At 51.6% G+C, this 20930-nt stretch carries 18 protein-coding genes and 2 riboswitches; of the genes, 11 read left to right on the top strand and 7 right to left on the bottom strand.

What is annotated here, in order from left to right; translation table 11 throughout:
- Positions 1-139 precede the first annotated feature (139 nt).
- The 4 genes from H8B09_RS20055 to H8B09_RS31065 form a co-directional block, all read right to left on the bottom strand.
- The gene (locus H8B09_RS20055; protein WP_191205354.1) at positions 140-1309 is read right to left on the bottom strand and encodes a Ger(x)C family spore germination protein; all 1170 of its coding nucleotides are present in this window, start codon (positions 1307-1309) and stop codon (positions 140-142) included.
- On the bottom strand, positions 1309-2967 hold the full coding sequence (locus H8B09_RS20050) for a spore germination protein (protein WP_224753798.1): 1659 nt from the start codon (positions 2965-2967) through the stop codon (positions 1309-1311). Before H8B09_RS20050 ends, H8B09_RS20055 begins: the two co-directional genes overlap by 1 nt.
- Positions 2967-4058, bottom strand: coding sequence for an endospore germination permease (locus tag H8B09_RS20045; RefSeq protein WP_191205353.1), 1092 nt, complete (start codon positions 4056-4058; stop codon positions 2967-2969). The genes H8B09_RS20050 and H8B09_RS20045 overlap by 1 nt, the downstream gene beginning before the upstream one ends.
- Positions 4059-4223: 165 nt before the next feature.
- Positions 4224-5036, bottom strand: coding sequence for a (2Fe-2S)-binding protein (locus H8B09_RS31065; RefSeq protein WP_191205352.1), 813 nt, complete (start codon positions 5034-5036; stop codon positions 4224-4226).
- Positions 5037-5345: 309 nt separating this feature from the next.
- Between H8B09_RS31065 and guaA the strand changes: the two genes are divergently transcribed.
- Positions 5346-6884 carry a glutamine-hydrolyzing GMP synthase gene (guaA, locus tag H8B09_RS20035; RefSeq protein WP_191205351.1) on the top strand — a complete coding sequence of 513 codons (1539 nt, stop codon included), beginning with the start codon at positions 5346-5348 and terminating at the stop codon, positions 6882-6884.
- A gap of 67 nt (positions 6885-6951) precedes the next feature.
- Here the strand turns inward: guaA and H8B09_RS20030 are convergent, their stop codons facing one another.
- Positions 6952-7392: an OsmC family protein gene (locus H8B09_RS20030; RefSeq protein WP_191205350.1), complete on the bottom strand. Its 441-nt coding sequence runs from the start codon at positions 7390-7392 to the stop codon at positions 6952-6954.
- 325 nt (positions 7393-7717) lie between these two features.
- Between H8B09_RS20030 and H8B09_RS20025 the strand changes: the two genes are divergently transcribed.
- The 3 genes from H8B09_RS20025 to H8B09_RS20015 all read left to right on the top strand — a co-directional run bounded on the left by H8B09_RS20025 (position 7718) and on the right by H8B09_RS20015 (position 11312).
- Positions 7718-8770, top strand: a complete 1053-nt coding sequence (locus tag H8B09_RS20025; RefSeq protein ID WP_191205349.1) for a PLP-dependent cysteine synthase family protein — start codon at positions 7718-7720, stop codon at positions 8768-8770.
- 93 nt (positions 8771-8863) lie between these two features.
- Positions 8864-9457 (top strand): YdeI/OmpD-associated family protein, encoded by a 594-nt coding sequence (locus H8B09_RS20020; protein WP_191205348.1) that lies wholly within the window; start codon positions 8864-8866, stop codon positions 9455-9457.
- A 223-nt stretch (positions 9458-9680) separates the two neighbouring features.
- Positions 9681-9781: riboswitch (purine riboswitch) on the top strand.
- A 136-nt stretch (positions 9782-9917) separates the two neighbouring features.
- Positions 9918-11312: an NCS2 family permease gene (locus H8B09_RS20015; RefSeq protein ID WP_191205347.1), complete on the top strand. Its 1395-nt coding sequence runs from the start codon at positions 9918-9920 to the stop codon at positions 11310-11312.
- An 80-nt stretch (positions 11313-11392) separates the two neighbouring features.
- On the opposite strand, the gene H8B09_RS20010 is transcribed toward H8B09_RS20015, so the two are convergent.
- Positions 11393-11740 carry a YuzC family spore coat inner layer protein gene (locus H8B09_RS20010; protein ID WP_191205346.1) on the bottom strand — a complete coding sequence of 116 codons (348 nt, stop codon included), beginning with the start codon at positions 11738-11740 and terminating at the stop codon, positions 11393-11395.
- Positions 11741-11994: 254 nt separating this feature from the next.
- On the opposite strand from H8B09_RS20010, the gene H8B09_RS20005 reads away from it, so the two are divergent.
- From H8B09_RS20005 to H8B09_RS19995, 3 genes are all read left to right on the top strand, one after another.
- Positions 11995-12675 carry a carboxymuconolactone decarboxylase family protein gene (locus H8B09_RS20005; protein WP_191205345.1) on the top strand — a complete coding sequence of 227 codons (681 nt, stop codon included), beginning with the start codon at positions 11995-11997 and terminating at the stop codon, positions 12673-12675.
- Positions 12676-12749: 74 nt separating this feature from the next.
- On the top strand, positions 12750-13178 hold the full coding sequence (locus tag H8B09_RS20000) for a MarR family winged helix-turn-helix transcriptional regulator (protein WP_191205344.1): 429 nt from the start codon (positions 12750-12752) through the stop codon (positions 13176-13178).
- 98 nt (positions 13179-13276) lie between these two features.
- Positions 13277-13849, top strand: a complete 573-nt coding sequence (locus H8B09_RS19995; RefSeq protein ID WP_191205343.1) for a nitroreductase family protein — start codon at positions 13277-13279, stop codon at positions 13847-13849.
- A gap of 125 nt (positions 13850-13974) precedes the next feature.
- Here H8B09_RS19995 and H8B09_RS19990 read toward each other — a convergent pair whose 3' ends face one another.
- Positions 13975-15252 (bottom strand): glycoside hydrolase family 18 protein, encoded by a 1278-nt coding sequence (locus H8B09_RS19990; RefSeq protein ID WP_191205342.1) that lies wholly within the window; start codon positions 15250-15252, stop codon positions 13975-13977.
- A gap of 845 nt (positions 15253-16097) precedes the next feature.
- A riboswitch (purine riboswitch) is annotated at positions 16098-16199 on the top strand.
- Positions 16200-16415: 216 nt separating this feature from the next.
- Here H8B09_RS19990 and purE point away from each other — a divergent pair.
- From purE to H8B09_RS19970, 4 genes are all read left to right on the top strand, one after another.
- Positions 16416-16901: a 5-(carboxyamino)imidazole ribonucleotide mutase gene (gene purE, locus H8B09_RS19985; protein ID WP_110046560.1), complete on the top strand. Its 486-nt coding sequence runs from the start codon at positions 16416-16418 to the stop codon at positions 16899-16901.
- A 16-nt stretch (positions 16902-16917) separates the two neighbouring features.
- Positions 16918-18102 (top strand): 5-(carboxyamino)imidazole ribonucleotide synthase, encoded by a 1185-nt coding sequence (gene purK / locus H8B09_RS19980; protein WP_191205341.1) that lies wholly within the window; start codon positions 16918-16920, stop codon positions 18100-18102.
- 7 nt (positions 18103-18109) lie between these two features.
- The gene (gene purB, locus H8B09_RS19975; RefSeq protein WP_191205340.1) at positions 18110-19405 is read left to right on the top strand and encodes an adenylosuccinate lyase; all 1296 of its coding nucleotides are present in this window, start codon (positions 18110-18112) and stop codon (positions 19403-19405) included.
- Between the two features lie 469 nt (positions 19406-19874).
- Positions 19875-20768 (top strand): phosphoribosylaminoimidazolesuccinocarboxamide synthase, encoded by an 894-nt coding sequence (locus H8B09_RS19970; protein WP_191205339.1) that lies wholly within the window; start codon positions 19875-19877, stop codon positions 20766-20768.
- The last annotated feature ends 162 nt before the right edge of the window (positions 20769-20930 follow it).

Genomic DNA, 20930 nt, shown 5'->3' with positions numbered 1-20930 from the left:
AAGTGAAAGAAGCTGAGCCATAGACACCTCCGGTGCGCTGGCAACAGCTTCTTTCATGTCCACCTGTATCATCTCACCGTCTTAAACCTACAGAAAAGCAACAGACAGCCTCATCGGCAAGCGCAGCTCGATTCCGCCGTTAGCCCACCCGTCCCTTATATTTGCCGGTGTTCCGTAGGGACACCTTCACCGTTATTTTTCGAAGGGAATCCTCCGATAATTGGTAGGGCGCTTTGCGGTGCTGACTGTGCCATATTTTCGGGTATTTGCGGTAGAGCGCTTCCTCCAGATTGAATACGTCGCAATGGGCCGCCAGCCCTTTGCGATACGTTTCCTGAATTTCTTGCATAACCTCATCTTGGGCGAGCTTCTCTAATTTCCGTGTCGGCGTATCTTTGATCAGCTCAAACAGCTTTCCTTGGATGCGAACATCGATATCGTATCGGACCTTGTTGCCGCTGTCGATGATCGGTCGAATGCGATATTTTGGCTTTAACAAAGCTAGAGTGGCGGCAACCTCGTCTTTGTTCGGGACTTGAATAATGGCCTGCTTCAGATCTTTCTGAATCCACCTCGAACCTTTCAAATCCTCGGAAGACAGCCAGCCGGATAGAACCCTGTCGTTGAAGAAGTAGGCGCCTGATATACTGAGCAGCGGCATGCCCTTCGTGTCCTCCGTCCATATTTCTCTCGTAACCGTCAAGGAAGGCAGCATCGTGGGTTGTCCCGGCTCGTTTATCCGAGCGACCACTTGATGGCCATATACAGGCTGAATAAATGAACGCTGCGAATAGGTTTGTTCCGGCGTATACATGATCGTATCAAGCGGGGAAAGATTCAGCAGCGATTTCTTGGTGAACACATTCTCCAGCTTTTCCTTCGTTCCGTAGACGAGCAGCCTGTAGCGGATTTCCCGATAACGGTTCAGCGCATTGAACGTATCGACTATTCCCATGCGCATTAGGTTTTCCGTGAAGACGATCGCCTTGACATGTCCCCAGAACATGCGAAGCTGGGATGTCGCCATCATGGCGTCAAGCGAATCCACGACCGTATTTCCTTCCCCTTTGCCGATCCAGATCGGCACAGGCTTGCCGATTGTGTTTGTTTCGGTTCGGGCTATATTGGAGAAGTTCAGCACTTGAACATAGGTGATATAATGGTTGTCCTTGTAATCGATCCCGATAGCCGTGACATAGGCGAGATTCTGAATATCCCTCGAATTCCAGCAGCCCGTAAGCAGTAGGGTGCACAACAGCGATAACGCGGCTGCGGACATTCGGCGCAGCGACTTGCTCCGAAGCGCCATCAGGAGGAAGTCTCCGGCTGATGATCGGGGTCGGTCGGTTCCAGCGAGCTGGGACGCTTCGCAATATATTTCCAAGGCACCCTTAGGAATGCGGCAAGCAATTCCTTGATGCGAAGCGGCGAGTACGGCGTCATGAACGGCACGCCGAACGAATGCAATCGTGACGTATAGGCAGCGAACAGAATGATGCCTAGGATGACGCCATACATGCCGAGAATGCCGCCCAGCACGAAAATGAACAGCCGAATGATGCTGACGGTGGTGCTGAGCGTTTGATTGACCAGCGTGGCGCCTGACACAGCCGTTATAGCGCCGACGACGACTACGGAAGGAGACACGAGGCCGGCGCGAATGGCAGCGTCGCCGATGACGAGTCCCCCTACGACGGTAAGCGTCTGTCCGATCGGGTTCGGCAGCCGTACGCCAGCCTCTCGGAAAATTTCGAGCAGCAGAAGAAGAATGAAAAACTCCATCTGCGGCGAGAGCGGCAATCCGAGCCGCGATACCGAGATCGTGGCCATCATCCGGAACGGGATTTGATCCTGATGGAACGCCATGAGCGCAACCCAAATGCCCGGCAAGAGCAGCGTGATCAACAGGCTGATCAGTCGAATCGATCGTGTGAACGAGACATAGAAGAAATTGAAATGGATGTCCTCCGGCGATTTCAACAGAAGCGATAGCGTACTTGGCCCGATGAGGACCATCGGATTGCCATCGATGAGCAAGACGAAACGACCGGCTAACAGGCTGCTTAACGCATAATCCGGCCTCCCGGTGTAGTCCATGAGAGGCAATACAGAAAATTTGTAATCCGAAATCATTTCCTCAAGCTGCCCCACGCTGTACAGTCCATCGATATTGATCTGCTGCAGCCTCTTGCGGACCTCTTTCAATATCGCCGGATTCAGAAGGTCGTCAAAATAGAGCAAGCCCACCCGCGTCTTTGTCCGCGTGCCTAGAATGAACGTTTCGTAGCAAAGCGAATCGCTTTTTACCCTTTTCCGAATGAGCGCGACATTCGTTGTAATTTCCTCGACGAAGCCGTCGCGAGGGCCTTTAATGGATATTTCGGTATTCGATTCCGACGGGACGCGCTTCGGCGGGTCGGCTAGATCGAGCGCGAACAGCAGTTGAATCGCCGGGATCAGAATGAGAAGGCCGCCGCGAAATACTGTTTCTACAACCTCTTCCGGCGTAGCGGATCGTTGAATCGGCGTCATTGGCAGATCGCCGGTCCACTGGGTTTTCTTGTTCGATTCGCTTAATATGCCTTCATGGTACATATCGACAAGCCCCGGCAGGACGAACTTGCCGATCATCGAGCTGTCGCTCAATCCCTCAGCCATCAACAGCAATACTCGCGAATTCCCTTGCTCGTCCAGCTGATAGGATTGGAAGTTTACGTCGCTGTATCGCTTGAATATGCCTTGCAGCCTCTCCTCTGTCCAAGGCTCGTTGCTTGCATGGTTCGATTTGCGGGAGCTGCCGACATTGCGGGCGTTATTGGCATTGTTGGGATTAGCGTTGTTTGGGTCGTTGCCGGCATTGCTGCTATCGTTGCCAGTGTTACTGCCTTTATTGCTCGAGCTCATGTTGGCCGTATTGCCTCCGCTCGAAGAGCTGACATTGCCGCTGCTGCCGCTTGAGTTTGCCATTATTGCACCTCCTTTGAAGGCTTCGAGACTATTGAGATCAGCATCCATATCGCCGATGAGATGAGCAGAACGACGAACGATATCGGGAAGTAGTAACGATACAGGAACAAATAGTAGATGTATTCGTTAACGGGAATGACCGCAATGATGATGTAACTTAACGAGATCAGCCCGATCGCAATCATTTTGGTTATTCGCCTTGTGATCGGCAGCATGTCGACGATAAGGAAGATAGCGAGACTCATCCTGGTGACAGCGCCGGCCTGCCACTGGTAGATCGAGAAGAAATCGACGTGCTCGATGTAGTCGCCGAGCTTGACGAGACGCCACTGCTCATAGGGCGAGGTCATTTGCTTCGCCGCTTCATTCGGACCGAATTCGGTAATGGACCCGATAATCGGTCCAAGCGAGATGTAGACCATGATCATGGCAAGGGTGACGATATGCCAAGGTTTTATTTTGGTACGGATGTGGTGCTGCAAATTCATTAGAAAGGCGAACTCGATATATCCTCCGCCGGCGTAAATCATCCCTTTCCATACCTTGCCCCAGCCGTGCTCAAGATAAGGTTTCAACAGAGCGAAATCCTTCTCCGGCATGTTGGAGATGCTGACGAAATAACCCAGCACCACGACGATCGGCAGCAGAATGCCTGACGTTATCGCAATGACGCGAATGCCCCATAAGGCGCATACCGCGCTGGTGACGGTGAGCAGGATGCTGAGGGCAAGCGGCGGCGTACCTGGCAAATAGTTGGAGATCGTCCAAGTAGTCGTGTATGAGACCGTCATTCCGCCGATCATGTATAGGCAGACTAGAGCCGGCAGAACGAAAAGCCATGCAATGACCGGATGCGTGCGGGCTGAAAGCCATGGGATGAGCTTCTGCTGTCCGGAACGACGCATGGCGACGGCCAATACGATGCACCATGGTATGAAGAATGCGCCGGACACAAGGACGGTAATCCACGCATCGCGTCCCGACGCATCGAGCAGCAGCGGGTTGACGATGACATGACTGACGAGTCCGTTCGCTAGCATGAAGATCATGGCTGCTTGAAGAAATGTTATTTTGCGTTGAACAATAGCCATTTCGCATCACCTGCGATCTCTTATTAGGATGTGGTATACCATGTTTATTATGGATATAATCGCCATTCCTATGCGTGCGGGGTTATAGAAGAGTTGTTGTAGAACAAAAAAGCCCTGCCCGGCGTAAGCCAGACAAGGCTGTAGATGATTCATTAAGGATTGCAATTAAGATTTCTTCGCTGTGAGTTCTTTGATCATTTGCTGCTTGCGCTCCTCGCGGTCCTTCGGCTTGAGACGCGGGCAAGTGTAGCAGTACTCCCCGTCCTCCGTACGATAATACATGCAGCAGGTCGGCTTCATGCGGTAAGGGACGTCCGGATTAAGCGGATTGTCCACGTAGCGGTACGTATGATTGTAAGGATTGCGCTTCATCCCGAATGCATCGGGCGGCATCTCCTCGGTCGTGTAATGGAAGTCAGCTTCTAGCCGCTGTTTGCGGGCGGGGTCCTTCTCTTGAGCGATGAGCGACTCGTATGTATAGGTAATCCGAGGGAACGAACCCCACATTTGCAGCTTTGGCGTGCCGGTCAGACGGTGGAGCAGTTCGATAAGCGGACGGATGGTATGCTCATACAAACGTGCAAACAATTCATTGCGCTGCTGCTCGCGATTGTTTGGATCGATTGGAATGGCTACTGCTTCGTTTACGCAGAAACGAACGGTATAGTACGAGTAGGTTCCTTCAATATAGATAAGCTCAGCTGTAAAATGCTCAGGGGCAAAATCGATAGCGTGATCGCAGCATGCGACCATATAATGAAGCGCAGAGCTGAACAGAATCAGGTTGCTCGTCAGATACATAGCGCCGACTGCAGGCTCCAAGCCTTTAATGACAGGATTATATTCGTCTAGAAAACGCTGCATCGCTTCTTCTTCGTACAAATCGCGCAGCTTGAATGCTGCAATCGGGGACGGATGCGGCTGGAACGTCAGGCCAAAATGGGATTCCATCAGCTGACGCTGTTCAGTTGAGAACACGACGCCTCAGCACCTTTCTATTCAAATGATGTCTATAGGTGTATGAGAATACTTATCATTACTACCTTTAAAATGATAAGTGTTCTCATTCTCAATGTCAATGAGAGGCGCTGGTGCTGCAGGATGCTGAATTGGGTATCATAGCTGACGGGGACTGTCCTTGACTGCCGTGAACGTGGTTATATATAATGACTACAATCATGATGGAGGGCTTGTACCCATCGAAGGGTAAAGCATTCTCTAATATCGATCTCAACGGCTTAGGCGTTGATATATATTTTTGCTGCTGCACACTATTAGGAGGGTCTCATGAACAAACCGAACGAAATCATCGTCGTCCTCGACTTCGGGGGACAGTACAACCAGCTGATCGCACGTCGTATCCGCGACTTGGGCGTATACAGCGAGCTGCTGCCTTACAACACTTCGGCTGAGAAGCTGCGCGCGATTAATCCGAAGGGCATCGTTTTCTCTGGCGGTCCTGCGAGCGTATATGAAGAGAATTCACCGCTAGTTGATCCAGAAGTGTACAACCTGGGGGTTCCAATCTTCGGCATTTGTTACGGCATGCAGATGATGTCGCACCAATTGGAAGGTAAAGTGGAGCGTGCCGGTAAGCGCGAGTACGGTAAAGCAGAGGTTGATTTCGTATCTGAATTCGCACTGACGAGCGGCCTCGACGCGAAGCAAACGGTATGGATGAGCCACAGCGACCTCGTTATTGAACCGCCGACCGGTTTCACGGTAACGGGCAGCACGGAGCATGCGCCAATCGCAGCAATGAGCGATGCATCGCGCAACTTCCATGCGGTGCAATTCCACCCAGAGGTTCGTCACTCTGTATACGGCAACGAAATGATCCGCAACTTCCTGTTCAATGTATGCGGCTGCGAAGGCACATGGAGCATGGAAACATTCATCGAAGACACGGTTCGGGACATCCGCGAGCAAGTCGGCGACAAGAAAGTGCTGTGCGGTCTGTCCGGCGGCGTAGATTCTTCGGTTGTTGCAATGCTGATTCATAAGGCAATCGGCAACCAACTGACGTGTATGTTCATCGACCACGGCATGCTTCGTAAGAACGAGGCTGAGGAAGTAATGGAGACTTTCGTCGGCAAGTTCGATATGAAAGTGGTTAAGATCGATGCAAGCGAGCGTTTCCTTGGCAAGCTGAAGGGTGTAACGGATCCAGAGCAGAAACGTAAAATTATCGGCAACGAATTCATCTATGTATTCGACGAAGAGTCCGCTAAGCTGGGCGATTTCGATTTCCTCGCACAAGGCACGCTCTATACGGATATCGTAGAGAGCGGTACGGCTACGGCGCAGACGATCAAGTCGCACCACAACGTAGGCGGTTTGCCTGAAGATATGAAATTCCAGCTCGTTGAGCCGCTGAAGGCGCTGTTCAAAGACGAGGTTCGTAAAGTTGGCGCAGAATGCGGCCTGCCGGACGTAATCGTACAACGTCAGCCATTCCCAGGTCCGGGTCTTGCAATCCGCGTACTTGGCGAAGTGACAGAGGACAAGCTGCACATCGTACGCGAATCCGATGCGATTCTGCGCGACGAGATCGCGAAGGCTGGCCTTGATCGTGAGATCTGGCAGTACTTCACGGCGCTGCCGGGCATGAAGAGCGTAGGCGTTATGGGCGATGCTCGGACGTACTCGTACACGGTAGGCATCCGCGCAGTAACGTCGATCGACGGCATGACGGCAGACTGGGCACGCATCCCTTGGGACGTTCTCGAGAAAATCTCCGTTCGTATCGTTAACGAAGTGGACAACGTTAACCGTATCGTCTACGACGTAACGTCGAAGCCACCGGCAACAATCGAGTGGGAATAGGAACAACTGAATATATGTGAAGAAGAACGTGTGGAGTCTTGGCGACCCTGCACGTTCTTCATTTATGTTAATGATATTCCGGTCTCTTCACAATCAACTCGGACTGAATAAGCTGGACTGCACTCGATAAGGTTGCGCCTACTGGGCAATGATTCTCAACGAATTCGATGAATGCTTTCACTTTCTCCTCGGGGGAATTGGATTCCACCCGAATACTGAATTTGATCGTAGGGAACAGCGACTTGCCGTTGTGTTCGTCATTCACGCTTTCTGCTTCTAATTCCACCGCCAAGTTCTGAATATCAATATCAAATCGCTTAGCATTCAGTTGAGCGACTAGCAACTGGCAGGAGCCCAGCGAACCGATAAGCAGTTCACCTGGAGCCAAGCCCCTGTCCGTCCCTCCGAGCTCTGCTCGCACATCAGAAATCACTTTATGTCCTCTCGACTCAATTTCTACGTAACCGTCCTCATTCCATGATGTCGTTACCTTCACGGATTTAGCCATTAGCGATACATCCCTTCTAAATACAATAGTGTTTGTATTGATTTAAGCATTGTTTTCTTATAGGAATTATTTAATTTATAGTTGTGTTCATTTTATCTCGGACCACCATGCTTTGACCAATAGAAGATCTTGATGCAAGCTCGCAATCTTCTATTCATCTTTCATCCTAGGATAGATTGTTTTTATGGAAGCCCAGAAAGTTTCTATCCCTGATGGTCTTCTTCATTGAAATCATGTAATGATAAGCTTCAAAGACAGCTGATTACAGATTATTCCTATACACAATTGGGTTGTCTCACTTCATCTATCAAGGGAGGAAATAGGCATGACTCCAATTACGACAAACAACATTAATAAGTCAATCACGCAAATAATCGGGAAGACCCCCTTGCTAGAGCTCGTGAATTATAACAAGAAGCATGATCTGGAGGCAGAAATCGTAGCAAAGCTTGAATACTTTAATCCAGCTAACAGTGTCAAGGATCGTATCGCTGCTGCAATGATTGAGGATGCAGAGAAGAAAGGGATTCTAAAGCCTGGCAGCACAATTGTAGAAACGACGAGCGGCAATACGGGAATCGGGCTTGCAGCGATAGCAGCTGCCAAAGGATATAAACTTAAGCTCGTTATTCAAGATAATGTAAGCGAAGAACGTACAAAGGCCGCTCGAGCATATGGGGCGGAGATTTCAAACATGTCAGAAATCCCCGGCGTGGAGGAAGCAATCGAAAGAACAGAGGGGGATTTCGTCGCCGTCATCAAAGAAATCATTGCTCCCTACTTTGCAGAGCATGTAGAAAATGCAGTTTTCCTGAATCAATTGGACAATGACGCTAATCCTTCTATCCATACAGCAACAACGGGACCCGAAATATGGGAGGATACGAATGGCGAAGTGGACATTGTTGTCGCGGCAGTAGGTACAGGCGGAACGATCAGCGGGGTAGGCGCGTATTTGAAGTCCAGAAACCCTAATATCCAGGTAGTAGGAGTAGAACCGGGACATGCGTCCATCGCTACTGCCGAGAATCCGGAAATAGCCGAAATAACAGGCGTTCACCGATTCTCGGATCAGGAGGAGGCTCGTGTGCCGGCCAACGTGCATGCCGATATCATCGATGAGGTGCTCGAAGTTGAAACAGAGCAAGCTTATGAGGCTGCGCGCGAAGTCGCAAGAACCGATGGTATTCTGGTAGGAACTTCGTCCGGCAGCGCCATATGGGCAGCGACGAAGCTGGCGCAACGTCACGAGAATAAAGGGAAGCGGATTGTTGTGATTTTGCCGGATACGGGCTTGAGCTATTTATCGACGGATCTATTCGAGGATAGGCAAGAAGCCGAATCGTCTGACGCTAACGAAGGGGAGCTTCCTGTCTAACTAGTCGTTGTCCATTCAAGTTTGTTTCCTCTACGACCTAACCGACAATGTATACTAGTTATCATTACGTTAGTGAAGAGGAGTCCAACGAAAATGGCGGCTAGCAGAACGAACCCTAAGGTTGATGCGTTCATAGAGCGAGGGAGCAAGTGGAAAGAGGAGTATAAGATGCTGCGGGCGATCGCGCTGAACTGCCAGTTGACCGAAGAATTGAAGTGGGGCGTTCCGTGTTATACATCGCAGGGGAAGAACATCGTCCTCATCCACGGATTCAAACAATATTGCGCAGTGTTGTTTCATAAAGGCGCTCTGCTGAGCGATCCCGACAAGGTGCTCATTCAGCAGACGGAGAATGTGCAAGCAGCACGCCAGATCCGCTTTACGAATGTGCAAGAGGTCGAGAAGCTGGAGTCGACCGTGCAGGCCTATATCTATGAAGCGATTGAAGCGGAAAGATCCGGCATGACCGTAGAGTTTAAGAAGCCGACAGAGTTCGTAATGGCTGAAGAATTCCGAACGAAACTGGATGAGGTCGAGGGCTTGAAGGATGCTTTCGAAGCGTTAACGGCAGGGCGGCAGAGAGCTTATCTCCTGCATTTCTCGGACCCTAAGACGTCCAAGACACGGGCCGCTCGAGTTGAGAAATACATTCCTAAGATACTAGCTGGCAAAGGAATATACGACTGATCAGCACAAAACCCTGCAAGCCAGTTAAGGCGTGCAGGGCTTCTTTAAGGTTTACAAATATACACCATAATCACCCAAATGAGCTACGAAATGTATCCGATATGGGGCTTCAGAACGAACTTTTTCCATCAATTACCGAAGGTTGAAAACCCTTTCAAGAATTAATGTTCGTAAAATATCGTTGACATAATGGGTGCTCGTCCTTAAAATGAAGACTGATTATTACAACAAACAAAATATTTTTCGTATAATCTCAAGAATTGGCTTGAGAGTCTCTACGAGATCACCGTAAATGATCTGGCTACGAAAAAAATGGGGAGAGCAGCGCGTGCGCCGGTCCAGCGTACGTGTATGTTTTTCCTGTTTTTGAGGAACCTAGGAGAAGTGCGATGATTCATCTGCATTTTCCTAGGTTCTTTTGTTTGTTCCAACACATTTTTTAAGGAGGATTTTTCGAAAAATGGAACGTTTCTTTCGACTAAAGGAACACGGAACAAATGTGCGGACAGAAATTATGGCGGGCTTGACGACTTTCATGACCATGGCGTATATTCTAGCGCTCAACCCGAACATCTTGTCTGCAACGGGGCTGGACTGGACGAGCGTGTTCCTCGCGACAGCGCTTGCGGGCGGTATCTTCACAGTCGCTATGGGCTTGTTCGTTAACTTCCCAGTCGCTCTTGCACCGGGCATGGGTCTGAACGCATATTTTGCAACAACGGTATTGACTTCCAATGGTAAAATTTCGCCGGAAATCGCTTTGACGGCTGTCTTTATTTCCGGTTTGATCTTCATCGTGCTGACGGTAACGAAGGTTCGTCAAATGCTTATTACCGCAGTGCCGGAAAGTTTGAAACATGCAATTACTGCCGGTATCGGTCTGTTCATTACAATTATCGGTTTGAAGAACAGCGGTGTGCTGACAGTTGCTGTTGAGAACACCGTAACGGATATTCCGAAAGGCATTTTCACGGATGTACTTGGTTTTGAATCGGTTATTCACCTGGGCAGTCTGGAGAACAACGGCGTTGTTCTGACGATCGTCGGTATTTTCCTCATTGCGATTCTGATGGTTATGCGCGTTCCAGGCGCTATTCTGTGGGGTATCATCGGTACGACGATTGTTGCAATTCTGATGGGCGAAGTCAATGTAAGCGACACGCTGTCGGGTCAAACGTGGGCTCCTGACTTCGGCCAACTGAACTTCTGGAACTTTGACTTCAACGGCGTGATGGAAGCCGGTCTGATCTCGGTCGTTCTGACGTTCACGTTCGTTGAGTTGTTCGATACGTTCGGTACGCTCGTTGGTACGGCTAGCCGTGCCGGCTTGATGAAGAACGAAGAAGAAGGCAAGAAGCGCGTTGGCAAAGCAATGCTCGTTGATGCGGTAGCAGTAGGCGGCGGTGCAGTGCTCGGTACGAGTACGGTAACGGCATTCGTTGAAAGCTCTGCAGGCGTAGCGCAAGGCGGCCGCACTGGTCTGACGTCGGTTACGACGGGTATCTGCTTCCTGCTTGCTCTGTTCCTGTCGCCGCTCGTGGCACTCGTTCCGGGTTCGGCAACGGCAGCAGCTCTTGTAATCGTCGGCGTACTGATGATGTCGTCGGTGAAACACATCGACTTCTCCGATATGGTATATGCAATTCCTTCGTTCTTGACGTTGGCGCTTATGCCTTTCACGTACAACATCGCTAACGGTATCTCGTTCGGTATCGTATCGTATGTACTGCTTGCAGCAATCGCTAACGTAACGAAGAAGGGCGACCAGAATGGCGGCTACAAAATTCATGCACTGATGTGGATTCTGGCTATTCTCGTTGTTCTCCGTTACATCTATATTGGCAGCCAAGGTTAATCTTGAAGCTGCACGGATCGAAACACCCCTGCGCGGACCGGCGCAGGGGTGTTGTGCGTTATATAGGCAGTTTAGGCGGATCAGATACCCCAGCGGAGCGTCATGGACAGATTGCAGCAGCTTTCATTCGCGTTCGTTGGTTCAACGGTGATGACGATGCCGCTTGGCGTATATTTGGCATGTGCGCGAGAAGCGCCTGCTGCTGTTTTGATCATCCGATCGACTTCCTGTTGGTGGCCGGCTTGAGCCGCTGTCATGAGTGGAATAACAAACGAGCGCTCCGTTAGTCTGCTTATGATCCGTGTTGCATCCTGCAGCATGGGCTGGAACGATTGAGCGGAATGTTCAATTCTAGCCGGATCTACTGGGGGAAGCTCGCGCATATTAGCGTCATGCATCGGTCTGCGGGGGACATATCGGGCGGACATGGAAAAGGAACGACCTCCTGCACAGATGGACCTTAGTCTATTCTTCATACATATGCACATGTTGTGGGCGAGGTGACATGAGCCTGCGACAATGGCAGGAATAGTTAGATATAGAATGAAATATAGTTAAAGATCTAACTAAATCGACGTTTGATCTTATTGATATTCGAGTTAAATTAGGACTTTTGATGGGTTCAATATCCATTTTTAGTTAGATATGATAATATCGATTTCAATAAATGGAGGGGATTCCCATGAATGGATCTTTGTATAAACGTTCGAATCTAGCACGAATCTCAGAGCTGCAGAAGCTCGTGCCTGAAGGGGCCAAGTCGTATTTCAAGCTGGAGCATACAGCATTCGAGTCGAAGCTGCTCAGCATGCGGGAGAAGGAATTGATCGCGGCCGCAGTGGCTCATGTGACAGGTTGTCCGTATTGCATAGATGTTCATGCCGGCAAGCTCAAGAAGCAGGACGGTTCCATGAATGAGCTTGCAGAAGCGATCCTTGTTGCAAGTGCCGTGAATGCAGAGAGCGTGCTGAACCATGGGGCCAATGCGATTCTGACAATGAAAGGTGATCCCGCCGACTCGCTATACAGCATGACGAATTTGGAACATTTCAATGAGCTGCGAGCACAGGCGCCAGCAGCATTCACAGCATACGATCGGTTTGCTGATGTTGTATTCGCGCAAGGGGTAGTGGAACCCAAAGTTAAGGGATTGATTGCCGTTGCTGCTGCTCATGTATTGGGGTGTGCATACAGCATTGCCCGCTATGTGAAGCACTACCACGAGCTTGGCGGAACCCGGGAAGAGATGGCGGAAGCGCTGCTCGTAGCAGGCGTCGTCAATGCAGGTCTTGTGCTATCGCACGGCGTGAATGCGCTAGAGGCATTCGATGCAGCGGAGTCGGAAACGTCCGAGATCCTATAATCATCACTCTTCCAGCGGTTCCCTTTCTATTGTACGATGAGGGTAATTACTTTGTGGAAATGAGTTGAGGTCTAGTGGATCAGCTGTTAGTATCGAAGCTCGGCTATTGGTTGAAGCGAAACTATCGGAATATGTGCAACTACTTGGACCAGCGACTGGAGCCGCTTGGCATTACGAATTCGCAGCTTGGCGTTCTCATGATGCTGTGGGAACAGGAAGGCGTTACGCAGAAGCAAGTCGTGCAAGTGCTTGGCATTCAGCCGGCGTCGACGACGTTTCTGCTCAAGGGGCTAGAGGAGAAGGGACTCATTCGGAGAGAACAAGATAAGAAGGACACGCGGGCGAACCGGATTTATTTGACACCGGAAGGGCAGGCGCTGCGTGCGCCTGCTCTAGCTATCGTTGAAGAAGGCGAGCGTAAAGTCAGAGAGCCGCTGTCCGATGAGGAAGCGGCGCTGATGGTTGTATGGATGAAGCGGATTGCAGAACGGTTCGAGTATTAGGCTGGCGCATAAGAGGAGGGAGGCGACGGCTATCGTCCCCTCCCTTTATATGAAGTCTGATATAATGTAGGAATGATGTAGCTAAGGAGGCATAAACAATGGACGTATTAGATGCAATTCGTTCAAGACGAAGTATTGGCAAAGTAAAATCGGATCCCGTTGATCGGGATTTAATTGAGCAAATCATTGAAGCGGCGACATGGGCGCCGAATCATCATTTGACGGAGCCATGGAAATTCATTGTTATGACTGGCGAAGGCCGGAAGGTGCTGGGCGATGCCTATGCCGCCATTACCCAAGAGGGATTGAGCGGTCTGGAAGAAGCGGCGCTGGAGGAACGGCTGGACAAGGAGCGTGCGAAGGCGTATCGGTCGCCTGTCGTCATTGCGGCTGTGTGCTCGCCTTCGGATAATCCGCGTGCCGTGCAAGCGGAAGAACTGGCTGCCGCGCATGCGGCGGTACAGAATTTGCTTCTCGCCGCACATGCGCTTGGCCTTGGCGCCGTCTGGCGCAGCGGAGATCCGATGTATCATCCGGCGATGCATCAAGCGTTTCGCCTTGGCGAGCGCGAGTCTCTTGTTGGCTTGATCTATATCGGTTACTCCGATATGAAAGAGCTGCAAGGACGCAGACAGCCTGCAGCAGAGAAGACGGTATGGCTGGAAGGGTAGCGGCATACAATAGTTGAACGATTAACGCGACATTCGCTGTGTTTGTCGAATGGCTAGGTGCCTGACGCCTGAGCCATTCGAGGGGCACAGCGTTTTTGTTGTCATTGGATGCTAACCCCGTCGTATTACACGAGCTTCTTGACCGTGAAATTAGCCCGCAGCAGCTCCCAGTTTTGCCGGAATGGCGTACCAAGTACCCAATAACTGACGCCGCGAAGCTTCTGCGCTTTGACCAGGTTGAACTTGGCCTGCACGCTGCGCGCATCCTCGAACCATACTTCGTGCTGAACCCCATTATTATCGTAATAGCGGAAAAATGGTGACTGGCTTGGTCCGTCGAAACGAATTTCGGCTCCGTACTGGGCGGCTCGCCGAACCACTTCTGGATTGTTTAGCGTCGGCGCCCATTCATTGCCTTGCGCATAGGGCAGTGTCCAATCATAGCCGTACAGCGGCATCCCGATCATAATCTTGCTTGCAGGCATGACCGATAATGCATAGCGCACGACTTTCTCCACCTCATCAATCGGAGCGACCGCTCGTGGTGGGCCACCTGACCAGCCCCACTCATACGTCATTAGTATGACGAAATCAGTAATGCTTCCGTGTGCGGGATAATCATGTGCCTCGTATAGACGCCCCTTCTGTTCGGCGCTCGTCTTCGGTGCAAGGCAGGTGGACAGCAAGTAGCCGCTTGGTGCAAGACGTTCCTTCAACCGTCTTAAGAAGGTGTTGTAGGCTTCGCGGTCGGCTGGCGGTACATACTCGAAGTCGATATTGATCGCTTTGTAGCCTTTCTGCCGCATCGTATCCATCGTTGTGTTCAGAACCTTGGTCTGAATGGCCGTGTTGGTCAATACCGCATGTGCGATGTCCGAATCGAACGTGCCGTCTTTGAAGTTAGAGAGCACCATCATTGGCAGGATGTGCTGGTCAACGCTCGCTTCGATTAAGGCATCATCATCGGGACCGGACAGCGAGCCATCGATAGCGACACGATAGCTGAACGGGCTGAGATAGGTAAGCAGACTGCCGATGTCCGTCACCTCGCGTACCCCGGCTTCATTGAACTGCTCGGTATAGGCGTTAACCTCAATCGTTGGTTTAGCGGGAACGGGGATTCGCAGAAGCTGCCCCGGATAAATGTAGAACGGATATGTAATGCCGTTGAGCTCCGCTAATACTTCCGGCGTAGTACCATATCGATTAGCGATCGACCATAGACTTTCTCCTTGCCTAACGGTATGCTGATCGGCTGAGATCGGAATGAGCAGCGATTGGCCGGGAACCAGAATGCCACTCTCCTGAATGCCGTTTGCAGAAGCGATGGCGCTGGTGCTTGTGTTGTACCGCTGCGCCAGCTTCCATAATGTATCGCCTCGCTGGACCACATGTATGAACATCGACTATCCCCCCTATGCAGCGTTATTCGCTGCTACTACTGTATTCCAAGCCGGCTATAATCTGTACTCCGTACAACAAATAAGCCCTGTACGAGGTTTGCTCGTTCAGGGCGTCGATGAAGAAGGTGGCAGAACCGGGGAGCCTTCTTCAGTCGCTTTCACGCGAATATTGTCGAAATTTCAGATCGTTTTGGCATGGATTTGCTTTCGGTGGCCGTCTGTCCCCTCTGACTGATCCGTAAGTATGTTCGGAATTTTGACCGCATTGGCAATTCATTCAACTTCATTAGCTAGTCCATTAACGACAAGTTCCCTCTCGTAAGTGGAAGAGCTGTTATCCGTGTCGAAGAGGACGCCTCTTGTAAAGTTTATGGAACTGCTTTTTTGTCTAAGGTCTGCATTTCATTACATTCGGAAGTAAACATTATGGCCGTCATACGCATAATAAGCAGAAGGAAACTAGGCGACACCAACAATGTCAGACTTACCAGAAGACACGTTACGGGCAGGGGCTGCAACGATAATGCTGCCTATCCTGAGTGGCATGTACTGCTTATTGCTTGAGAATGGAATGAGAAGCTCCGTTTATCGGAAGGTTGGCATGTGTTGTTCCATAGATAATCGCTCCTTCAGACGATTATTCTTTGATAGGCAGCAGCTTCCTACCGGTGGCGTGTTTGTCAAAAAAGGTGAAAAACCGGAAAAAGTTGCGCTTCAAAAGCGGACAGGTTCAAATATGTGCTAAAGGCGAACTATCGAATAATAAAAACGGTCGAATGTTCGTCTTTTGTCGTTGACAACCTTGGGCAGGCTTGTTACACTAGAGAAGGCGCGCGGAATGTCGATTTCGCGCTAATGAATCGGTTCGTATATACTCGGGAATAGGGCTCGAGCGTATCTACCCGGAAACCTTAAATTACCGGACTACGAGCGGATAGCGGGACTATAAGAGCTGCTTCTAGATGGAAGCAGCTTCGATTGTCGTTATGGCTGGGTTGTAATGGCTTAAGCCTGATGTTCAGTCGATCGCTCCTGCGGCCGCTCTTTAGTCCTGAAGCCTTTCCTAATACTGGATTAGCGCTTTTAGGATTTTTTTGTTTGCGTATATGCGTATAAGAATTTAGTTTAGACTACATTTTCATATAAAAAGGTGGTTATGATTCATGTCCGCAGTAGTTGGCGTCATTATGGGCAGCAAGTCGGATTGGGATACGATGAAGTTGGCTTGCGACGTGCTCGAAGAGCTCGGCATCGAATACGAGAAGAAGGTCGTGTCCGCACACCGTACGCCTGATCTAATGTTCGAATATGCCGAGAGCGCCGTAGAGCGCGGCTTGAAGGTCATTATTGCGGGTGCAGGCGGCGCTGCTCATTTGCCGGGCATGGTTGCTGCCAAGACTTCGCTGCCTGTTATCGGGGTGCCCGTCAAGTCATCGAACTTGAGCGGGCTGGACTCGCTTCTGTCGATTGTTCAGATGCCGGGCGGCATTCCAGTCGCGACGGTCGCGATCGGCAATGCCGGCGGAACGAATGCAGGCCTGCTTGCCGCTCAGATGCTTGGCGCATTTGATCCAGCGCTTCAGGCGCGCGTGGAAGCACGCCGCGAGCGTATCAAGCAAGAGGTATTGGCAAGCAGCGAAACGCTGTAGCAGCACAGTTATAAAGATGAAACGAGGGGGCGCGAACAGGGTGTCTGAACGTACAACACCGCTGCTGCCAGGCAGCACGATCGGTATTCTAGGCGGCGGCCAGCTCGGCCGCATGATGGCGATTGCCGGTAGCAACATGGGCTATCGGTTCATCGCCCTTGACCCAACGGAAGACGCGCCTTGCGGTCAAGTAGCAGATCAGATTGTTGCGGCTTACAATGACCGCGAAGCAGCACGCGAACTAGCGCGCCGCTCGGACGTTATCACCTATGAGTTCGAGAACGTCGATGCAGGCGTCGCAGCGATGCTGATGGACGAGTCTTATGTACCGCAAGGCAGCGAGTTGCTGTATACGACACAGCATCGTCTTCGCGAGAAGCGTGCCATTGAGGCTTCCGGCGTGCGAGTAGCGCCTTATCGCGAGATTCGCAGCGCAGATGAGCTTCGCGAAGCGGTAGCGGCTTTCGGAACGCCAAGCGTACTGAAGACGGCTACAGGGGGCTACGACGGCAAAGGCCAGTGGGTCATTAAGAGCGAGAGCGAGATCGACGAGGCATACGAGACGTTGGCGAAGGCGGGTACCGAGCTTGTGCTCGAACAGTTCATTAAGTTCGATAAGGAACTGTCCGTCATTGCTGCACGGAGCACGACAGGCGAGATTAAGACGTTCCCGGCGGCGGAGAATATTCACGTCGAGAACATTTTGCACCTATCGATCGTTCCGGCACGTATACCTGAAGACATCCAGCGCGAAGCTGAGCAGCTAGCCGCTCGCATTGCGGAAGGACTTGGCGTCGCGGGCTTGATTGCAGTCGAGTTGTTCTGGTCGGAGCAAGACGGCTTGTATGTGAACGAGCTGGCTCCACGACCGCATAACAGCGGACACTATACGATGGAGGCTTGCCGGACATCGCAGTTCGAACAGCATGTGCGAGCGATCTGCGGATTGCCGCTGGGCGATACATCGCTGCTTACGCCGGTCGTCATGGTCAACGTGCTCGGACAGCATGTTGAACCGCTGCTCGAGCGGATGGCGAAGCCGGATGAGGCGGCTGCACGACATGGCGTAGCGCCGAAGGTTCATTTGTATGGCAAGAAAGACGCGGTACACAAACGCAAGATGGGGCATGTCAACGTCCTGGCCGAGAATACGGACAAGGCGCTGCAATATATAGAAGAAACATCAATTTGGAAGGTGTGAAGGTAAGATGTTGGAGCGTTACAGCAGACCAGAGATGAGAGCGATTTGGACCGAGGAGAATAAATTCAAGGCTTGGCTCGAAGTTGAGCTTTGCGCATGCGAAGCTTGGGTAGAGCTCGGTGTTATTCCACGCGAGGACGTAGAAGCACTTCGCGCGAACGCTTCGTTCGACATTGACCGCATTAACGAAATCGAACTTGAAACGCGCCACGACGTTATCGCATTCACGCGTGCCGTATCCGAAACAGTAGGTCCGGAGCGCAAATGGGTTCACTACGGCCTGACGTCGACGGACGTTGTAGATACAGCTAACGGTTACCTGCTTCGCCAAGCGAACGAAATTCTTCGCGCCGACATCGAGCGCTTCGTTGAGATCCTTCGCGGACAAGCAGTGAAATACAAAGACACGCCAATGATGGGCCGTACGCACGGCGTACACGCAGAGCCAACGACGTTTGGTCTGAAGCTTGCCCTCTGGTATGAAGAGATGAAACGTAACCTGGAGCGCTTCAACCGTGCAGCAGACGGCGTTCAATTCGGCAAAATCTCCGGTGCTGTAGGTACGTACGCGAACATCGATCCGTTCGTTGAAGAGTTTGTTTGTAAGAAGCTCGGCACGAAGCCGGCTCCGATCTCGACGCAAACGCTCCAACGCGACCGCCACGCAGAATACATGGCGACGCTCGCACTCGTAGCTACGTCGCTCGACAAGTTCGCAACGGAAATCCGCGCGCTGCAGAAGAGTGAATTCCGTGAAGTGGAAGAGCCATTCGCGAAGGGTCAGAAAGGTTCGTCGGCAATGCCGCACAAACGCAACCCGATCGGCTGCGAGAACATCTCCGGTCTGGCACGCGTTATCCGCGGCCACATGGTATCGGCATACGAGAACGTTCCGCTCTGGCACGAGCGCGATATCAGCCACTCGTCGGTTGAGCGAATCATCCTGCCGGACGCAACGATGCTGCTGAACTACATGCTGAACCGCCTGGGCAACATCATCGCTAACCTGACGGTGTTCCCGGAGAACATGAAGCGCAACATGATGTCGACGTACGGCGTACCATTCTCCGGCCGCATCATGACGAAGCTGATCGACAAAGGCTTCAGCCGCGAGCAAGCATACGACACGGTTCAACCGCGCGCGATGCAAGCATGGGAAACGCAGCGTCAATTCCGCGATCTCATCGCAGAAACGCCAGAGATCACGAACGTGCTGTCGGCAGAAGAGATCGAAGATGCATTCAACCCGGCATGGCACCTGAAGCACGTGCACACGATCTTCACGCGTTTGGGCCTGAACTAAGCAATTTAAATCATGCAAAGCGCAGCGCATCCCGCAGGGATGTCTCGCTAGCGCGAAGCCCACAAGGTACGCACTAGCCAAGAGCGTGTCCCGCAAGGGACGACAAGCGGCTTACAGCACGGAGTAACTAGGGCGCGTCGAATAATGAAGCACACGTGTTACCAAATCTAGATACGCAAATATGAGAGCGGGTCCCGCCAGGGACGGAAAGCGTGGACACGCTCCACCGTAGCAAGACAGCCCATTCCGGAGTCCAGAGGATGGATCCTCTGGGGCCCTCCCTTGCAGGGAGGGTTTGGGTGGGTAGAGCATCGCAAGAAAGCGTGGACACGCTCCACCGTAGCAAGACAAGCCCATTCCGGAGTCCAGAGGATGGAATTCTTTGGGGCCCTCCCTTGCAGGGAGGGTTTGGGTGGGTAGAAAAAGAAGCCCCGTGGGGTTTGGGGTAAATTAGGGAGATGAGTCTCAAGTGGCTTCCCAAGCAATCTCAACGGCAGTTGATTATGTTAAAGCTCCGCTCGTATACAAAGGGAAAGTACGCGAGCTGTACGACCTCGGCGAGCATTTCCTGATCGTCGTAACGGACCGCATCAGTGCATTCGACTACGTGCTGGACCCAGCCGTACCGGACAAAGGCAATGTGCTGAACAGCCTGTCGGCATTCTGGTTCGAGCAGACGGCAGCGATGCAGCCGAACCATGTTGTCCACACGGACGTCAACAAGCTTGGCGACGTGATCACCGAGCCTGAGCTGCTTCGCAACCGCATCATGGTAACGAAGAAAGCAGAACGCATCGACATCGAGTGTGTCGTACGCGGCTATATCACTGGCGGCGGTTGGAGACAATACCAGCAGACGCAAGCGATTAACGGTATCGAACTGCCAGCAGGCATGCGTAAGAACGAACGTTTCCAGCAACCGATTTTCACGCCTGCAGCGAAGAACGACGTGGGCCACGACGAGGACATCCCGTTCGAGCGCATGGAAGAGCTTGTTGGCAAGGACATCGCAGCAGAGCTTCGCGACCGCAGCATCAAGCTGTATGAGTTCGCTCACAGCTACTGCGCAGAGCGCGGCATCGTGCTCGCCGACTGCAAATTCGAATTCGGCATTATCGATGGCAAAGTCATTCTGATCGACGAGATCTTCACACCGGACTCTTCGCGCTTCTGGGCGACGGACAAGTATGAGCTCGACACGGAAATCGACAGCATGGATAAAGAGCCGGTACGGACTTATCTCCTGAGCTCGGATTGGGACAAGAACAGCAAGCCAGCTCCGCTGCCTGCATCGGTCGTTGAAGAGACGACGAATCGTTACCGCGATATTTATCGTCGTTTGACGGGCAAGGAATTGAGTTAATACATGAGCATGAACGGCAGCAGCAGCTTGTCTGCCGATACGATAGATCAACAATCATTCAAGCGAATGCACATTGCATCGCACCTTAAGCGATAGCTTCCGATGCAGCGTTTGCCGCAAGGTCAATCCCGCTAACGCGGAATGCCAGCATTCACAAACCCT

This window comes from Paenibacillus terricola, assembly GCF_014779765.1.
Classification (GTDB): Bacteria; Bacillota; Bacilli; order Paenibacillales; family Paenibacillaceae; genus Paenibacillus_T; species Paenibacillus_T terricola.
This window is presented reverse-complemented; position numbering and strand designations above follow the sequence as displayed.

What these genes read in the sequence shown, in the direction of transcription:
- H8B09_RS20055 (WP_191205354.1), bottom strand. Translation starts at nt 1,309, where the DNA reads ATGGCGCTTCGGAGCAAGTCGCTGCGCCGAATGTCCGCAGCCGCGTTA.
- H8B09_RS20050 (WP_224753798.1), bottom strand. Translation starts at nt 2,967, where the DNA reads ATGGCAAACTCAAGCGGCAGCAGCGGCAATGTCAGCTCTTCGAGCGGA.
- H8B09_RS20045 (WP_191205353.1), bottom strand. Translation starts at nt 4,058, where the DNA reads ATGGCTATTGTTCAACGCAAAATAACATTTCTTCAAGCAGCCATGATC.
- guaA (WP_191205351.1), top strand. Translation starts at nt 5,346, where the DNA reads ATGAACAAACCGAACGAAATCATCGTCGTCCTCGACTTCGGGGGACAG.
- H8B09_RS20030 (WP_191205350.1), bottom strand. Translation starts at nt 7,392, where the DNA reads ATGGCTAAATCCGTGAAGGTAACGACATCATGGAATGAGGACGGTTAC.
- H8B09_RS20025 (WP_191205349.1), top strand. Translation starts at nt 7,718, where the DNA reads ATGACTCCAATTACGACAAACAACATTAATAAGTCAATCACGCAAATA.
- H8B09_RS20020 (WP_191205348.1), top strand. Translation starts at nt 8,864, where the DNA reads ATGGCGGCTAGCAGAACGAACCCTAAGGTTGATGCGTTCATAGAGCGA.
- H8B09_RS20015 (WP_191205347.1), top strand. Translation starts at nt 9,918, where the DNA reads ATGGAACGTTTCTTTCGACTAAAGGAACACGGAACAAATGTGCGGACA.
- H8B09_RS20010 (WP_191205346.1), bottom strand. Translation starts at nt 11,740, where the DNA reads ATGTCCGCCCGATATGTCCCCCGCAGACCGATGCATGACGCTAATATG.
- H8B09_RS20005 (WP_191205345.1), top strand. Translation starts at nt 11,995, where the DNA reads ATGAATGGATCTTTGTATAAACGTTCGAATCTAGCACGAATCTCAGAG.
- H8B09_RS19995 (WP_191205343.1), top strand. Translation starts at nt 13,277, where the DNA reads ATGGACGTATTAGATGCAATTCGTTCAAGACGAAGTATTGGCAAAGTA.
- H8B09_RS19990 (WP_191205342.1), bottom strand. Translation starts at nt 15,252, where the DNA reads ATGTTCATACATGTGGTCCAGCGAGGCGATACATTATGGAAGCTGGCG.
- purE (WP_110046560.1), top strand. Translation starts at nt 16,416, where the DNA reads ATGTCCGCAGTAGTTGGCGTCATTATGGGCAGCAAGTCGGATTGGGAT.
- purK (WP_191205341.1), top strand. Translation starts at nt 16,918, where the DNA reads ATGAAACGAGGGGGCGCGAACAGGGTGTCTGAACGTACAACACCGCTG.
- purB (WP_191205340.1), top strand. Translation starts at nt 18,110, where the DNA reads ATGTTGGAGCGTTACAGCAGACCAGAGATGAGAGCGATTTGGACCGAG.